14 protein-coding genes are annotated in these 14,565 nt (G+C 72.4%); 7 read left to right on the forward strand and 7 right to left on the reverse strand.

The features are described 5' to 3' along the window. Positions 1-8: 8 nt before the first annotated feature. On the reverse strand, positions 9-1,424 hold the full coding sequence (locus tag ACIQAC_RS19665) for a HEAT repeat domain-containing protein (RefSeq protein WP_402192790.1): 1,416 nt from the start codon (positions 1,422-1,424) through the stop codon (positions 9-11). Positions 1,425-1,747: 323 nt separating this feature from the next. Continuing rightward, positions 1,748-2,140 carry an ankyrin repeat domain-containing protein gene (locus tag ACIQAC_RS19670; RefSeq protein ID WP_402192792.1) on the reverse strand — a complete coding sequence of 131 codons (393 nt, stop codon included), beginning with the start codon at positions 2,138-2,140 and terminating at the stop codon, positions 1,748-1,750. A 314-nt stretch (positions 2,141-2,454) separates the two neighbouring features. Here ACIQAC_RS19670 and ACIQAC_RS19675 point away from each other — a divergent pair, with 314 nt between their 5' ends. Both ACIQAC_RS19675 and ACIQAC_RS19680 read left to right on the forward strand, forming a co-directional pair. Continuing rightward, positions 2,455-2,649, forward strand: coding sequence for a hypothetical protein (locus ACIQAC_RS19675; RefSeq protein ID WP_007380617.1), 195 nt, complete (start codon positions 2,455-2,457; stop codon positions 2,647-2,649). Between the two features lie 52 nt (positions 2,650-2,701). Further along, positions 2,702-4,276, forward strand: coding sequence for an ABC transporter ATP-binding protein (locus ACIQAC_RS19680; protein WP_402192794.1), 1,575 nt, complete (start codon positions 2,702-2,704; stop codon positions 4,274-4,276). 189 nt (positions 4,277-4,465) lie between these two features. On the opposite strand, the gene ACIQAC_RS19685 is transcribed toward ACIQAC_RS19680, so the two are convergent. After that, on the reverse strand, positions 4,466-5,965 hold the full coding sequence (locus tag ACIQAC_RS19685; RefSeq protein WP_402192797.1) for a PLP-dependent aminotransferase family protein: 1,500 nt from the start codon (positions 5,963-5,965) through the stop codon (positions 4,466-4,468). A 101-nt stretch (positions 5,966-6,066) separates the two neighbouring features. Here ACIQAC_RS19685 and ACIQAC_RS19690 point away from each other — a divergent pair, with 101 nt between their 5' ends. From ACIQAC_RS19690 to ACIQAC_RS19705, 4 genes are all read left to right on the forward strand, one after another. Next, complete coding sequence (locus ACIQAC_RS19690) at positions 6,067-6,765, forward strand: YitT family protein (RefSeq protein ID WP_402192799.1); 699 nt, start codon at positions 6,067-6,069, stop codon at positions 6,763-6,765. Then, positions 6,762-7,529, forward strand: coding sequence for a glycerophosphodiester phosphodiesterase (locus ACIQAC_RS19695; RefSeq protein ID WP_402192802.1), 768 nt, complete (start codon positions 6,762-6,764; stop codon positions 7,527-7,529). The genes ACIQAC_RS19690 and ACIQAC_RS19695 overlap by 4 nt, the downstream gene beginning before the upstream one ends. Positions 7,530-7,575: 46 nt before the next feature. Then, the gene (locus ACIQAC_RS19700; RefSeq protein WP_402192804.1) at positions 7,576-8,913 is read left to right on the forward strand and encodes an MFS transporter; all 1,338 of its coding nucleotides are present in this window, start codon (positions 7,576-7,578) and stop codon (positions 8,911-8,913) included. Positions 8,914-9,191: 278 nt separating this feature from the next. Then, complete coding sequence (locus ACIQAC_RS19705; protein ID WP_003977404.1) at positions 9,192-9,566, forward strand: RNA polymerase-binding protein RbpA; 375 nt, start codon at positions 9,192-9,194, stop codon at positions 9,564-9,566. Positions 9,567-9,648: 82 nt separating this feature from the next. Here ACIQAC_RS19705 and fxsA read toward each other — a convergent pair whose 3' ends face one another. From fxsA to ACIQAC_RS19725, 4 genes are all read right to left on the reverse strand, one after another. Then, positions 9,649-10,212: an FxsA family membrane protein gene (fxsA, locus tag ACIQAC_RS19710; protein WP_402192807.1), complete on the reverse strand. Its 564-nt coding sequence runs from the start codon at positions 10,210-10,212 to the stop codon at positions 9,649-9,651. A gap of 97 nt (positions 10,213-10,309) precedes the next feature. After that, a complete protein-coding gene (locus tag ACIQAC_RS19715; RefSeq protein ID WP_402192809.1) occupies positions 10,310-11,113 on the reverse strand; it encodes a polyprenol monophosphomannose synthase in 804 nt (267 codons plus the stop codon). 548 nt (positions 11,114-11,661) lie between these two features. Continuing rightward, positions 11,662-13,275 (reverse strand): amidohydrolase, encoded by a 1,614-nt coding sequence (locus ACIQAC_RS19720; RefSeq protein WP_402192811.1) that lies wholly within the window; start codon positions 13,273-13,275, stop codon positions 11,662-11,664. 126 nt (positions 13,276-13,401) lie between these two features. After that, positions 13,402-13,842 carry an Lrp/AsnC family transcriptional regulator gene (locus ACIQAC_RS19725; protein WP_402192812.1) on the reverse strand — a complete coding sequence of 147 codons (441 nt, stop codon included), beginning with the start codon at positions 13,840-13,842 and terminating at the stop codon, positions 13,402-13,404. A gap of 240 nt (positions 13,843-14,082) precedes the next feature. Here ACIQAC_RS19725 and ACIQAC_RS19730 point away from each other — a divergent pair, with 240 nt between their 5' ends. Then, on the forward strand, positions 14,083-14,517 hold the full coding sequence (locus ACIQAC_RS19730) for a hypothetical protein (protein ID WP_402192814.1): 435 nt from the start codon (positions 14,083-14,085) through the stop codon (positions 14,515-14,517). The last annotated feature ends 48 nt before the right edge of the window (positions 14,518-14,565 follow it).

The following is a 14,565-nucleotide window of genomic DNA, read 5'->3' on the forward strand; positions in this document are numbered from 1 at the left end:
TAAGCCGCTCATGGGGTGGTGTCGGGCCCGATCCGGCTGCGTACGGCCGTCTGGACCTCGGCCTCCTCGGCCGGATCGGCGGCGAGCCGGCGCAGCCGGTCCACTACGCGGTTGTCTCCGGTCGCGGCGTGCCGGGCGGCGACCTCGCGGGTGGTCTCCTCGCAGTCCCAGAGGCACTCGACGGCGAATCCGGCGGGGAAGGAGGGATCGGTGGCGGCGAGGGCGCGGGCGGCCCGGCCGCGGAGATGGGACGAGGCGGTCTCCCGGTAGACGTGGCGCAGAACCGGCGCCGCGCAGGCGATACCGAGGCGGCCCGTGCCGTCCACGAGGGTCCACAGGGTGGGTGCGTCGGGGCCTTCGCCCCGGACGGCCTCACGGAGGGCGCCGAGCACCGCGTCGCGGTCCTGTGCGCCGCCCCGGCAGGCCAGCATGCGTCCGGCGGCGGCCCCGAGCGGATCGGGCCTGCGCACCCAGCGGCGCGCCCGGTCGACGGCAGCCACACTGCGCATACGTTCGAAAGCGTCGACGGCGGCGTCCACCACGGCCGTCGAGCCAGTGATCACGGCGGCCTCGATCAGGTCGAAGGCCTCGTGATCGTTGCTGTCGGCGAGGTAGCGCAACGCCGTGCAGCGGGCGCCCTCGTCGCCGTCCCTGGCGGCCCGGACGATCTCCGGCCGGTCCTCGGGTCCCGCGACGGCGGTCAGACAGCGGGCGGCGGGCACATGGAGGGCGGCGCCGCGTTCCACCCCCTGCTGCGCCCATTCGAAGACGGCCTGCACACTCCAGCCCGGACGGGGTCCGGTCGGCCGCATCTGCCGTTGCCATCGGTCGAAGCAGCCGGTCTCCTGGGCGGCCCGCACGCGCGTGGCGACCGATTCGCGCGCGTCCTCCGCCCACAGCCGCCAGGGCCGTGGCTCGAAGGCGTCACGGACGGCCGCGGCCAGTTCGGCGTCGCCCTCCGCGTCGGCCGGGAACCTGGCGAGGGTCGGCGCCGCCAGGGCCCGCAGGCCGGCGTCGTCGTCGCGCAGGGCCAGTTCGTCGAGGGCCCAGGCCCAGTTGGTGCCCCGGGCGGCGTACCTGCGCAGCAGTTCGAGCGCGTCCCGCCTGCCGTACGAGGCGAGATGGCCGAGGACCGCGAGGGCCAGCCCGGTGCGTGACTCCTCGGTGTCGAGGACGTCCTCGGGGTCGAAGAGATGAGCCTCGACGGCGTCGAGGTCACCGCCCAGGTCGAGATAGAGCCGGGCGTAGTAGAGGGAGCGGTTCTCCACCTGCCAGTCGTGGCGGGGGTCGCGCAGCACACACTGGTTCAGTGCCGCGAGCGCTTCGGGGCGCGGGGCGGTGAGCGCGTGCAGTGTGCCGTCGCCACGGCCCCGCTGGAGCAGGCCGAGCAGCGTACCGCTGGGCGCTATGACCGGATCGAACATGGGAAACAGCCTCACATCAAGCGTCGACGCAACCGGGATCTTGCTCTACCTGGCCGCGTGACAACACGTCGGGGCGCCCGCCGTTTCCTGCTTGCTGTAAGCCATCTCTCTCTGCCTCTCGTTGGTGGCCCGTGCGGACCGCATCACGGCCCGCGCGGTGCGGCAACACCTGCCCAGCCATCGCGTCCGTGAATCACGACGTCATGATGACCCGGCGCTTTGCGATGCCGCGACCGAAATTTCCGGCGGCCAGATACCGCCTCCCCCGTTTTCCGTGTCCTGCCTGGCCAGGCGGTCTGTTCCGACCGGTCAGGGTGTTCGGTTCAGTGCGCGCCGAACAGGTCGAGCAGATCCGCCTTGCCGAACATCCGGGCCGTGTCGACGGCCGACGGGGTCCCGGCGGCAGGGTCGGCGCCGGCCTCCAGAAGGGCCCGGATCACCTCTTCCTCGCCCTTGAAGACGGCCCCGGCGAGCGGGGTCTGGCCCCGGTCGTTGATCCGGTCCGCCTCGGCGCCCCGGGCGAGCAGGGCACGTACCGCCGCGGCGTGGCCGTGGTAGGCGGCGAGCATCACCAGGGAGTCACCGCGGTCGTTGGTGAGGTTCGCCGGAACGCCCGCGTCCACATACGCCACGAGCTCCTCGGTCCCGCCCTGCCGGGCCAGATCGAAGATCTTGGTCGCCAGCTCCACGACCTCGGGGTCGGGGGCTTCACTCATCGGCGGGACCGCCTCTCACTGCGAGCTCGGGGAACGACGGGGTGCACAACGCCAGCGTACGGCGGCGAGCGGTGCCGCCGTACGGGTGAATCGCCAGCGTACTGGCTGTACGGATACATGAGCGGCCCCGCCGGCGGCAAAGATCACCGTTGGGCCGGTCCGGTACATCAGCGCTGCTCAGGGGGCCCGTCAGCACTCTGCCGAGCGGGTGAAATCAGCCGGATTTCACCCAGTTGCACCTTTAATAGTATGGATACATGCTGTGATCCTGGAAGTACTCATGGTGACTGTCCCCCTCGACACCAGGAGACCTCATGATTCTCTCCATCTCAGGCGTCGTCCTGCTCGGCATCGTTGTGTTCATCTTCTTCCGCAAGGACGGACTGAAGGCGTCACACGCGCTGATCTCGGCCCTGTTCGGCTTCTACCTGGCCAGCACGGCCATCGCGCCCAGCATCAAGGCCGGCGGCGAGAGCCTCGCGAGCCTCCTGGGCGGCATCAAGTTCTGACGCCCCCCATCGCAGGCACCCGCACTTCCGCACGCACCTTCAGGAGACAGCAGTGGCCCGGCGCCCCCTCCCCACGATTCTGAGCAACGGCAGCGCGCAGCTCGCCCGGAGCCGGGACCTGGCCCGGACGGCCGCCGACAGCGCCACCGACGTCCTCCATCCGCTGATCACCATCACTCGCGGACTGCGCCGGCTGGCAGCGGCCGGGCGGCGCAGATGGGCTGCCACCCCCAAGGACAAACGCGGGCCACTGCTGTTCTTCGTGGCCTCCGTGATCCTGGTGGTGGCGCTCGTCCCCTACGGCCCGCTGCTCGCCGTCATCACCCTGATGGCGGCGGCGGCATGGCACGGCCGCGAGCGCAGCGAACCGGCCCCCGAGGGCCCCGACGAATCACAGACCCAACGCCTGCGGTCGCTGTACGAGGCCCTGGTCCCGTACTTCTCGGCCGCCGAGGACCCCGCTCCGATGTACGCCCACGGCGGCGACTGGGACAAGGCCCTCACGGCGTACGACTTCGACGACTCCGGCCGGATCACCCGCCTGGTGATCCACTACCCGGCGTACTTCACGGACGGCGAACCGGCCGCCCGCGCGCGTATCGAGCAGTTGCTCACCGCGAAGTCGGGCCGGGGCCGTGAGTACCACTTCACCTGGGACGAGGAGGGCAACCAGCTCACGGTCGCCGTCCTCGCACCGCTCTCCACCGACATCGCCGCCCAGCGCTTCGTCACCACGCCGGGTGAGACGGTGCTCGGATTCACGGACCCCGCCGAGGTCCAGCGCACGCTCCCCCTCGCCCACGGGGAGGAGCAGCGCGACGTCCCGCCGGTCGTCTGGCGCACCGGCATCCGCTCCACCGAGCCTCATCTGCTCGTCGTCGGCCGGCCCGGCAGCGGCACCTCGACCCTGCTCCGCTCCATCGCCCTCCAGGCCCTCCAGCACGGCGACATCCTGATCGTGGAGGGCGGCAGCACCGGCGAGTACGCGTGCCTGACCGGCCGTGACGGTGTGCTCGCCGTCGAGTGCGCGCTCGCCGGCGCGATGGCCAGCCTGGAGTGGGCCGCGCACGAGACGGAGCGCCGGCTCATCGCCCTCAACCGGGCCCGCCAGGCGGGGCATCCGCCGCCCGAGGACACCAAGCGGCCGCTGTGGATCTTCCTCGACCGGCCGTCCATGCTCGGCCATCTCGCCGCCGCGGACGGGCACAAGGACCCGCAGTCCCTGCTCCAGGTTCCGCTCCGGCACGGTCGTGCGGCGGGGGTCACGGTGGTCGTGGCCGAGCACTCCGACACGCTCGACGCGCTGAGTGAGCCGGTACGGCAGCACACACGTGCGCGGGTGTTTCTGGGGCCGGCGACCGTGGAGCAGCTCGAAGCGGTGCTCGGCGCTCCGCCCCGCACCACGCCGGTCAGCGATGTCCCTCCCGGGCGGGGGTATGCGCGGCTGGGTACCGGGCCCGTGCTGCGTCTTCAGGTTCCGGCGACTCCGGATCCCTACGACGACGCGACGACGGACACGCATCGGGAGGCGGTGACGGCGCTGTTGCCTCCGCGCACGACGCCGGCGGACGCGGAGCCGGCCCCCGAGCCGGAGCCGGCCAAGACGCTCGCCGCGGAAACGTCGTGATCACAGCGCGGCCCGGCGGGGGCTGATCGCGCCCCGCGGCGGAGCCGCACATCGATACAGTCCCGCGCCCCCGAAAGCCTCGTCACCCGGCCGCGGGCAGTCGTGCCGCAGGGCGGCACGGGTGGGCGCGGCGGCACACCCGTCACGCCGGGCTGCGCAACGCCCCCGCCCCAGCCACCACGCCCCCCGCTACGCCACGAACGTGCGTGGGGCCTCGCCGCCGCCCGCGCCGCCGCGTTCCACCACCCGGGCCGCCGCCGCCAGCCGTACCGCCGCTTCCTCGGCCACCGCGCCGCCGACCGTGAACGGCAGCCGGACGTATCCCTCGAAGGCGCCGTCCACCCCGAAGCGCGGTCCCGACGGCACCCGCACCCCGACCCGCTCCCCCGCCTCGGCCAGCCGTGACCCGGACAGGCCGCCGGCCCGCACCCACAGGGTCAGACCGCCCGCCGGCACGGCGAAGTGCCACGACGGCAGCTCCCGCCGCACCGCCGCGACCAGCGCGTCCCGGTTCTCCCGCGCCTGCTCCCGCCGCACGGCGACCGCCCGCTCCCACCCCCCGGTGCTGAACAGCCAGTTCACCGCGAGCTGCTCCACGACCGGCGTCCCCAGATCCGCGTACGCCCGCGCGGCGACCAGGCTGCGGATGACGTCCGGTGCCGCCCGCACCCACCCGATCCGCATGCCGGCCCAGAACGCCTTGCTCGCCGAGCCGACGGTGATGACCGTGGACCCGGCCGGGTCGAAGCCGCACACGGGCCGCGGCATCACCACGTCGTCGTCGAGCCAGAGCTCGCTCATCGTCTCGTCGGCCACGAGCACCGTGCCCGCCGAGCGCGCCGCCTCCACGAGCCGGCGCCGCTGGTCGTCGTCGGCGAGGGCGCCGGTGGGGTTGTGGAAGTCGGCGACCACGTAGGCGAGCCGGGGCGCCGCCTCGCGCAGCACCTGCCGCCAGCGGTCCATGTCCCATCCGGCGAGCCCCTCCGCCATGGCGACCGGCACAAGCCGCGCCCCCGCCTCCCGCATGAGCTGAAGGATGTTGGCGTAGGAGGGCGACTCGACGGCGATCCGCTCCCCGCGCGGGGCGAAGAGATGGCAGATGGCGTCGATGGCGCCCATCGCGCCGGTCGTCACCATGATCTGCTCGGGCATGGTCGGTATGCCCCGCGCGGTGTAGCGCTCGGCGATCATCGCGCGCAGGGCGGGCAGCCCGGCCGGATAGTCGCCGTGGGTGTGCGCGTACGGCGGAAGGTCCTCCAGGGCGCCCTGGACGGCACGGGTCAGCCAGGGTTCGGGCGCGGGCAGTGCCGCGCAGCCGAGGTCGATCATCGAGCCGAGCGCCTCGGGCGGGAGCGGTTCGAGTCCCCGCGCGGGAAGTGGGTTACCGGCAGGTACGGCGGTCCAGCTGCCGGCGCCGCGCCGGGACTCCAGGAAGCCCTCGCTGCGCAGCGCCTCGTAGGCGGCGGCGACGGTGGTGCGGCTGACGGAGAGGGACAGGGCCAGTTCCCGCTCGGCGGGCAGCCGGGCGGCGACCGGGACGCGGCCTTCGAGGACCAGCAGCCGGACACCGTCGGCCAGCGCCCGGTAGGCGGGCGGGCGGCGGGTGCCGGGTCCCGCTGGGCGGTCCTGTTGCGACTGGAGCAGCCGGGCCAGCTGTGCCGGGCCCACCGCCGAGGTCCACTGCGCCATGACGACCAGTCCACCTTCCTCGAATTGGCCATGGATGGCCGTACTTCTCAAGCCACAGAGTGGCACGCGGCAGTCCACGAGCACCACATCAGGGGGAAAAATTGTCCGCAAAACCGCCCGAAGCGCCGGATCGGACACCAGTCGACCCGCCTCCCGCGCGGCGGCTCACCCGGCGTCTGTTCCAGCTCTACGCCGGTCTCGCCCTGTACGGCGCGAGTTCCGCGCTGCTGGTCGAGGCGGGCCTCGGGCTCGAACCCTGGAACGTGCTGCACCAGGGGCTCGCCGAGCGGACAGGGCTGACGATCGGTGTGGTGTCGATCGTCATCGGCGCGGCCGTACTGCTGCTGTGGATCCCGCTGCGCCAGCGCCCCGGTCTCGGCACGGTCTCCAACGTCTTCGTGGTCGGCGTCGCCATGGACGGCACACTCGCCGCGCTGCCCGCCGCGCACTCGCTCACCGCGCGCGTGCCGCTCATGCTGGCGGGGATCGTGCTCAACGGGGCCGCCACCGGCCTGTACATCGCCGCGCGGTTCGGACCGGGCCCGCGGGACGGCCTGATGACCGGCCTGCACCGGCTCACCGGACGCTCGATCCGTCTGATGCGCACCGCGGTCGAGGTGGCCGTGGTCGGCACCGGTTTCGCGCTCGGCGGCACGATCGGTGTGGGCACCCTGCTGTACGCGGTGTCGATCGGACCGCTCGCGCAGCTCTTCCTGCGGGTGTTCGCCGTCCCGTCGGCATCGAGCGGCAGCACGGTCGTTGCCGAGGGGTCACCGGGGCGGGCGATACTGCGGCGGTGAGCACGCTGATACGCCACCCCTACCTCGACCACCCGGGCCCCATCGCCTTCGCCCACCGGGGCGGCGCGGCGGACGGCCTCGAGAACACCACGGCGCAGTTCCGGCGTGCCGTGCAGACCGGCTACCGGTACATCGAGACCGATCTCCACGCCACGCGGGACGGCAGGCTGGTCGCCTTCCACGACTCCACCCTGGACCGGGTGACGGACGGCGCGGGCCGGATCGCGGACCTCGCCTGGGACGACGTACGGCAGGCGCGGGTGGCGGGCAAGGAGCCGGTGCCGCTGTTCGAGGAGCTCCTGGAGACCTTCCCCGAGGTGCGCTGGAACGTCGACATCAAGGCCGAGCCGGCCCTCCACCCGCTGCTCGGCCTGCTGGAGCACACGGGCGCCTGGGACCGTGTCTGCGTCGGCTCCTTCTCCGAGGCGCGGGTGATACGCGCCCAGCGGCTGGCGGGACCGCGCCTGGCCACCTCGTACGGCACCCGGGGGGTGCTCAACCTGCGGCTGCGCTCCTGGGGTGTGCCCGCGGCGCTGCGGGCCTCGGCGGTCGCCGCGCAGGTCCCGGAGACGCAGTCCGGCATCCAGGTCGTCGACCACCGCTTCGTACGGACCGCCCACGCGCGCGGGCTCCAGGTGCATGTCTGGACGATCAACGAACCGGAGCGGATGCACCGGCTCCTGGACCTCGGTGTCGATGGCATCATGACCGATCACATCGACACGCTGCGCAGGGTCATGGAGGACCGGGGCGTCTGGGTCTGACGGACCCGCGCCGGCGCCGCGGCCGCACGGGAAGACGAGGGCACGGGTGGGCACCGACACCCTGCGGGAACAGCCGGCCGACGAGGCCGCAGGGCGCCGCCGCGAACAGCGCGCCTGGTACATGTACGACTGGGCGTGCTCGGTCTACTCCACGAGTGTGCTCACGGTGTTCCTGGGGCCGTATCTCACCTCGGTGACGGAGTCGGCCGCCGACGCCGACGGCTTTGTGCACCCCCTGGGCATTCCGGTCCGCGCGGGCTCCTTCTTCGCGTACTCGGTGTCCCTGTCGGTGGTCGTGGCGGTGCTCCTGATGCCGGTGGTCGGCGCGATCGCCGACCGCGCGGGCAACAAGAAGCGGCTTCTCGGTGTCGCCGCCTACGTCGGCGCGGCGGCCACCACGGGCATGTTCTTCCTGGACGGCGACCGCTATCTGCTGGGCGGGCTGCTGCTGATCGTGGCGAACGCCGCGCAGTCCGTGGCGATGATGCTCTACAACTCCTACCTCCCGCAGATCGCCCCACCCGAGGAACGCGACGCGGTCTCCTCGCGCGGCTGGGCCTTCGGGTACGCGGCGGGCGCGCTGGTGCTGGTCGTGAATCTGGTGCTGTACCTGCGCCACGACGACTTCGGCGTCTCGGAGTCGACGGCCGTGCGGATCTGTCTGGCCATGGCGGGCCTGTGGTGGGGCGCGTTCGCGATCATTCCGCTGTGCCGGCTGCGCGACCGCAGGAGACCGCCGGGCGAGGTGACGGGCCCGGGTGGGCTGCGGCAGCTCGCGGCCACCGTCCGGGACATGCGCCGCCACCCGCTGACCCTGTCCTTCCTGCTCTACAACGACGGCATCCAGACCGTGATCAGCCAGGCGTCGGTGTACGGCTCGGAGGAGCTGGGCCTCGGTCAGGCCACGCTGATCGGCGCGGTGCTGCTGGTGCAGGTGCTCGCGGTGGCGGGCGCGCTGGCGCTCGGCCGGCTGGCCGCGCGGTACGGGGCCAAGCGCACGATCCTCGGTTCGCTGGTCGCGTGGACGCTGACGCTGTCCGCCGGGTACTTCCTGCCCGCCGGGGAGCCGGTGTGGTTCTTCGCACTCGCCGCGGCGATCGGTCTGGTCCTCGGCGGCAGCCAGGCGCTGTCCCGGTCGCTGTACTCCCATCTGGTGCCGCCCGGCAAGGAGGCGGAGTACTTCTCCGCGTACGAGCTGAGCGACCGGGGCATGAGCTGGCTCGGACCGCTGCTGTTCGGTCTGACGTATCAGCTGACGGGGAGCTACCGGGATGCGATCATCTCGCTCGTCGTCTTCTTCGTCCTGGGATTCACCCTGCTCGCGCGGGTACCCGTACGGTGTGCCGTCGCGGACGCGGGCAACGCGGTTCCGGAACGGATTTAGCACTGACGGCGAAAGGGCTGTAGTGTACGCGTTTGGCCTGCCAGGCGTACCGTTACTGCGCGTCAAAGATGCACAAACGCTGGGTGACATCTCCTAGCAGAGGTGACAAACCGGGCGACGGTGGGTACTGCACTGGTTGACAAGGCTGCGGCTACGACGGCGACGCACGACCCTGAACGGGACACGGGACGGGAATCTTTACCGCCGACCGGACGTTGACCGGATGACGACGACAGCGACACCTGTCCTGTGGGCGACAAGCCCGGGAGGCACGATTCATGAGTGAGCGAGCTCTTCGCGGCACGCGCCTCGTGGTGACCAGCTACGAGACGGACCGCGGCATCGACCTGGCCCCGCGCCAGGCCGTGGAGTACGCATGCGAGAAGGGGCACCGCTTCGAGATGCCCTTCTCGGTCGAGGCGGAGATCCCGCCGGAGTGGGAGTGCAAGGTCTGCGGTGCGCAGGCACTCCTTGTGGACGGCGACGGCCCGGAAGAGAAGAAGGCCAAGCCTGCGCGTACACACTGGGACATGCTGATGGAGCGGCGCACCCGAGAGGAACTCGAAGAGGTCCTTGAGGAGCGGCTGGCCGTTCTGCGCTCGGGGGCGATGAACATCGCGGTTCACCCCCGGGACAGCAGGAAGTCCGCATAACAGGCACCAGAGCACACAGCACGCACATGACCGCGGGCGCCGTACGTGAGAGTTACGTACGGCGCCCGCGGTCGTTCGCGTGTCAGCGGTTCAGCGGCGGTCGCGGGCCCTGTGGGTCCTGCGGGGTGTCGCCGGGCTCGTCCCGGACGACCTCGCCCTGGACGACCTTGCCGTCCGGGCGGTGCATCCGGGCCTGCTGGAACGCATCGCCGAGACTTCCTGGGTTCGCGGCGCGCAGCCTGCGCTCGAAGGTGCGCTCCGCGTAGTTGCTGAGGGCCTTCTGGACCGGCGGGATCAGCAGGAGCAGTCCGATCGCGTCGGAGATCAGACCGGGGATCAGCAGCAGCAGACCGCCCAGCATCAGCAGGCCGTTGCCCCCGCCGCTGGTCGGGGTGCCACCCCGCTGCATCGCCTCGTTGAGGTTCTGGAAGGCCCGCCGGCCCGCCTTCTTGATGACCGCGGCGCCGAGCACGAACCCGGCGACCAGCAGCAGGAACACGGTGAGACCGCCGGCGCTGCCCGCGACCACGGTCAGCAGCCAGATCTCCAGCACCACCCAGGCGGCGACACCCAGCGGCAGGAAGGTCCGCAGCCGGGAGCGCCTGGGCCGTGCGGGGTACGAAGGGGTCGATGCGCCAGTCGTCATACGTCCAGTGTGCCTGGAGCAGGCTCAGCGCGGGATAAGCCCACGGTCAGCCGGACCTGTGCGGCCCCGTGGGACTGCCGAAGGTCCGTACGGCGGGCTAGGGACGGGACGGGCGGTCGCCGCGGCCGATCACCTTGCCGACCCGCTCCCCCACACCCCAGGTCGTCACCCGCCACAGCGCCTCTACGAGGATGTCCCGGCTCATCTTGGAGTCGCCCAGCTCGCGCTCGACGAAGGTGATGGGGACCTCGACCACGTGGTAGCCGGCCTTGACCGCGCGGCGGGCGAGGTCGACCTGGAAGCAGTAGCCCTGCGAGGAGACCTCGGTCAGGCCGAGGCCCTCCAGCGTCTCGCGGCGGAAGGCGCGGTATCCGCCGGTGACGTCCCGGATCGGCACGTCCAGCAGGACACGGGAGTACATGCTGCCGCCGCGCGAGATGAACTCCCGGGTCCGCGGCCAGTTCACCACGCGCCCGCCGGGCACCCAGCGCGAGCCGAGCACGAGGTCGGCCCCCTTGAGCGCGGTGAGCAGCCGGGGCAGCTCCTCGGGCTGGTGGGATCCGTCGGCGTCCATCTCGATCAGTACGCCGTAGTCGCGCTCCAGGCCCCACTGGAAGCCCGCGAGATAGGCGGCGCCGAGGCCTTCCTTGCCCTTGCGGTGCAGTACGTGGACCCGGTCGTCCTCGGCGGCCAGCTCGTCGGCGAGCTTGCCCGTGCCGTCGGGGCTGTTGTCGTCGGCCACGAGGACGTGCGCCTCGGAGACCGACTCACGCACCCGGCCGACGATGGACTTGATGTTCTCGGCCTCGTTGTAGGTCGGGATGATCACCAGGGCCGTGCCGATTGGGCCGAAACGCCCGCTCTGGGCCGGTGTGCCCAGCACCCCGTCGCCGTCGTTCACTACTGCCCCTTCGAGTCCCGTACGCAGACGTCCACCATAGTGGCCGCGGCCTGCGATGACGTGACAGCACGTTCGTATGCTCGTCCCGATTGCACAAGAGAGGGGCAAGAGTCCGTCGTAAATTCTCGACAGGAATCCGCGGAATCTGCGGATGGGGGCCCGGCGCCCTTCGGGCCGACCTGGGACCCGCTGGCTGCGGATCGACCAAAAGCCGTTGTCTACTGAGCACCCGGGCCCCATCCGGGTCACACCTGCCGACCGGCTGGAACGTTCCCTCGCCGTGGCGCGGGCGCTGAGCCTGGCTCCCAGTGGCGGTGCTCCGGTGCGGTGCACCGTCCCTGACCCAGCAGCGCCGCGACGAGCGCGCGGACGTTCGCCGGTCGGGCGTCCGGTGGTGGACTCGGCCGAACCTACCGGCCCCGGACCGCCGCGTGTCAACACTTCGCCCGACCTGCGGGTCCGCCACGATTCCGGCGGCCGTGGCGGAGGATGCCCAGGTCGCGAGACGGGGCGGCGGGCGGGGACCGGCGCCGCGCCGCCCCGGGAGATCACTCGCCCGGCCGTACGAACACCGTCCGTCCGCCCACGACCGTGCGCAGACAGACCGGAAGGCCGTTGCCCGGGGTCAGGTCGGGCAGTCCCGGGGTGCCGGAGCGCGGGTCGGTGGACCAGCGCGCGACCCGGTCGTCGGGGGCCTGGACCACCAGTTCGCCGGTGCGCCACACGGCGTAGTCGGCGGGTGCTCCGGGGACCAGGACGCCGGCGTCGTCCCGGCCGACGGCCCGCCAGCCGCCCCGCGTGTGCGCCGTGAACGCGGCGCGGACGGAGACCCGGTGCTCGGGCGTGTGATGGAACGCGGCGGCGCGGACGGTGCCCCAGGGGTCGACCGGGGTGACCGGGCTGTCCGACCCGAGGGCGAGCGGGACGCCGGCCTTCAGCAGGGCCGCGAAGGGGTTGAGCGTCCGGGCCCGCCCGGCACCCAGGCGCCGCGCGTACATACCGTCCTCGCCGCCCCACAGGGCGTCGAAGGCGGGCTGCACGGACGCGGTCAGGCCGAGTTCGGCGAACGCGGCGACGGTGTCCGGGGTGAGCATCTCCGCGTGTTCGACGCGGTGCCGGGCGGCGCGGACGCGGGCGAGCCCGACCTTCTCGGCGGCGGCGCGCACGCCCTCCACCACGGTCGTCACGGCGGCGTCGCCGATCGCGTGGAAGCCCGCCTGGATCCCGGCCTCGGTGCAGGCCACGACATGGGCCGCCACCGCGTGGGCGTCGTGGTAGGCGATGCCGGTGTGGTCGGCGTCGGCGTACGGCTCGCGCAGGCACGCGGTGTGCGAGCCGAGGGCGCCGTCGACGAAGAGGTCACCGGCGGCGCCCGCCGCGCCCAGCTCGCGCGCCCTCGCGACCCCCTCCTCGGCCCACTCGGCCCAGTACCCGACGACCCGCGGGCCGGCCTCCTCGGCGGCGAGCCGCAGCAGGCCGGCGAAGTCGTCCTCGGAGGAGATGTCGGGTCCCGCGCACTCGTGCAGCGAGCCGATGCCGAGCGAGGCGGCGTGCGCGAGGGCGGCGCGCTGCGCCTCGGTGCGCTGGGCCGGGGTGACGGCGCCCAGGGCGGCGGCGCGGACGGCGTGGTGGGCGTCCGCGGTCAGCGGGGCGTCGCCGCGCGGGACGGCGCCGCCGACGAGGTCCAGGAGGGCCGTGCTCACCACCGCCGAGTGGACGTCGATCCGGCTGAGGTAGAGCGGGCGGTTGCCGGTCGCCTCGTCGAGCTCCGCGCGGGTCGGGGGGCGGCCGCCGGGCCAGCGGGCCGCGTCCCAGCCGTGGCCGAGCAGGACCCGGTCGTCCGGGCGGGCGGCCGCGAAGTCCCGTACGAGGGCGAGGGCCGCGTCCAGGGTGGGGGCCGTGGTCAGGTCCAGGCCGGTGAGGGCGAGGCCGGTGGCCGTGGTGTGTACGTGGGCGTCGGTGAAGGCCGGGGTGACCAGGGCGCCGTCGAGGTCGACCACCTCGTCCGCGCCGTCCGCGAAGGCGTCTGCGGCGCCCTCGGAGCCGACCCAGGCGATGTGGCCGTGTTCGACGACCATCGCGGTGGCGAAGGGGTCGGCGGGGCTGTGGACCTCGCCTCGGCGGAGGAGGACCGTGTGGTCGGGGGCGGGGCGGGCTGTCATGCCGACAGTTTCTCGTGTCGTCCACTCTGCGTTGCGCCTGGGGCCGGTTTCGCCGCGCCCGGCGTTGTGGGCTGTGCCCGCCCTCCCCCGTCGCACTGCGGAACGCCTGCCCACAGCCAGGCGGGGTCAGATGCGTGGGGGGCGGGACTCGTACGGGGTGGAGAGGACGACTGTGGTTCTGGTGGAGACGCCGGCCAGGGAGCGGAGGCGGGCCAGGAGTTCTTCCAGTTCGTGCGGGGTCGAGACGCGGACCTTGAGGATGTAGTTCTCGTCGCCGGCGACGCTGTGGCAGGCCTCGATCTCGGGGACGTCGGCCAGCCGGTCGGCGATGTCGTCGGGGGCGCTGGGGTCGAACGGCTTCACCGAGATGAAGGCGGTCATCGGCAGCCCCACGGCCTCGGGGTCCACCACCGCGGCGTACCCGCGGATGACGCCACGCTGTTCCAGCCGCCGCACCCGCTGGTGCACGGCCGACGTGGACAGGCCGGTCGCCTTGCCCAGGTCTGTGTAGCTCATCCGCCCGTCCTTGACGAGCAGCTGCACGATTTGACGGTCCAGCTCCTCCATGAAGTTGAAACTACCGTGCTCTTGATCTCCACGGATACCTCGAAGGCCCGGTGAGTCACCCGGAGGTCACCCGTGGGTCGTTTCCGCGGGTTCGGGCACCTGCGGACGGCATGTGACGAACGCCACAACACCTGGGCGGCCTTCGTGATGGTCTCGTGATTACCCCGGAGAGCGGACGGGAAGTGCTTGCTGTGGTCGAGGCCGCAGTGCCTTCACGGCCCAGCCCTAGGGGGAGTACCCATGCAGAGTCTTAAGCGCCCAGGTCGCACCGCGTCCAAGCGGCAGCCGGTCGTCGAACTCGTTCCGGAGGGCGTCGAATCCGACGACCTGACCGCCGAGGAGTTCGACGCGTACGACACCTTCGAGATGTACCGGGTCTTCTGCCCGGACTGCGCGCAGCCCATCGCCCTGCTGGCGGACGAGGAGTTCCTGCCGGAGCACGCGCTGTGCGCCTCGCCGTGGAACCCCTTCGGGCTCACGGTCTGTGCCGGCACCGGCCGGCAGGCCGTCGACGCCCGTCCCGCCGACGAGTCCGTCGAGCCCCAGGAGCAGGACACCGCCCTGCTGTTGACGCTCCCTCAGGGCCTGGACTGGCGGACGCAGCCCTTCTCGCACGTGGGCGGTCCGGGCTCGCGCCCGATGCGCGTCCCCGTGATGCGCGGTCACGCCGCCTGAGGGCTCGGACGCGGCGTCCCGCCGTAGGAGCGGGCGTTGTGTTGGCCG

Source organism: Streptomyces sp. NPDC088387 (assembly GCF_044753385.1).
GTDB lineage: Bacteria > Actinomycetota > Actinomycetes > Streptomycetales > Streptomycetaceae > Streptomyces.

Coding starts and splice junctions, on each gene's coding strand:
- ACIQAC_RS19665 (WP_402192790.1), bottom strand. CDS start 1,424: ATGTTCGATCCGGTCATAGCGCCCAGCGGTACGCTGCTCGGCCTGCTC.
- ACIQAC_RS19670 (WP_402192792.1), bottom strand. CDS start 2,140: ATGAGTGAAGCCCCCGACCCCGAGGTCGTGGAGCTGGCGACCAAGATC.
- ACIQAC_RS19675 (WP_007380617.1), top strand. CDS start 2,455: ATGATTCTCTCCATCTCAGGCGTCGTCCTGCTCGGCATCGTTGTGTTC.
- ACIQAC_RS19685 (WP_402192797.1), bottom strand. CDS start 5,965: ATGGCGCAGTGGACCTCGGCGGTGGGCCCGGCACAGCTGGCCCGGCTG.
- ACIQAC_RS19705 (WP_003977404.1), top strand. CDS start 9,192: ATGAGTGAGCGAGCTCTTCGCGGCACGCGCCTCGTGGTGACCAGCTAC.
- fxsA (WP_402192807.1), bottom strand. CDS start 10,212: ATGACGACTGGCGCATCGACCCCTTCGTACCCCGCACGGCCCAGGCGC.
- ACIQAC_RS19720 (WP_402192811.1), bottom strand. CDS start 13,275: ATGACAGCCCGCCCCGCCCCCGACCACACGGTCCTCCTCCGCCGAGGC.
- ACIQAC_RS19725 (WP_402192812.1), bottom strand. CDS start 13,842: ATGGAGGAGCTGGACCGTCAAATCGTGCAGCTGCTCGTCAAGGACGGG.
- ACIQAC_RS19730 (WP_402192814.1), top strand. CDS start 14,083: ATGCAGAGTCTTAAGCGCCCAGGTCGCACCGCGTCCAAGCGGCAGCCG.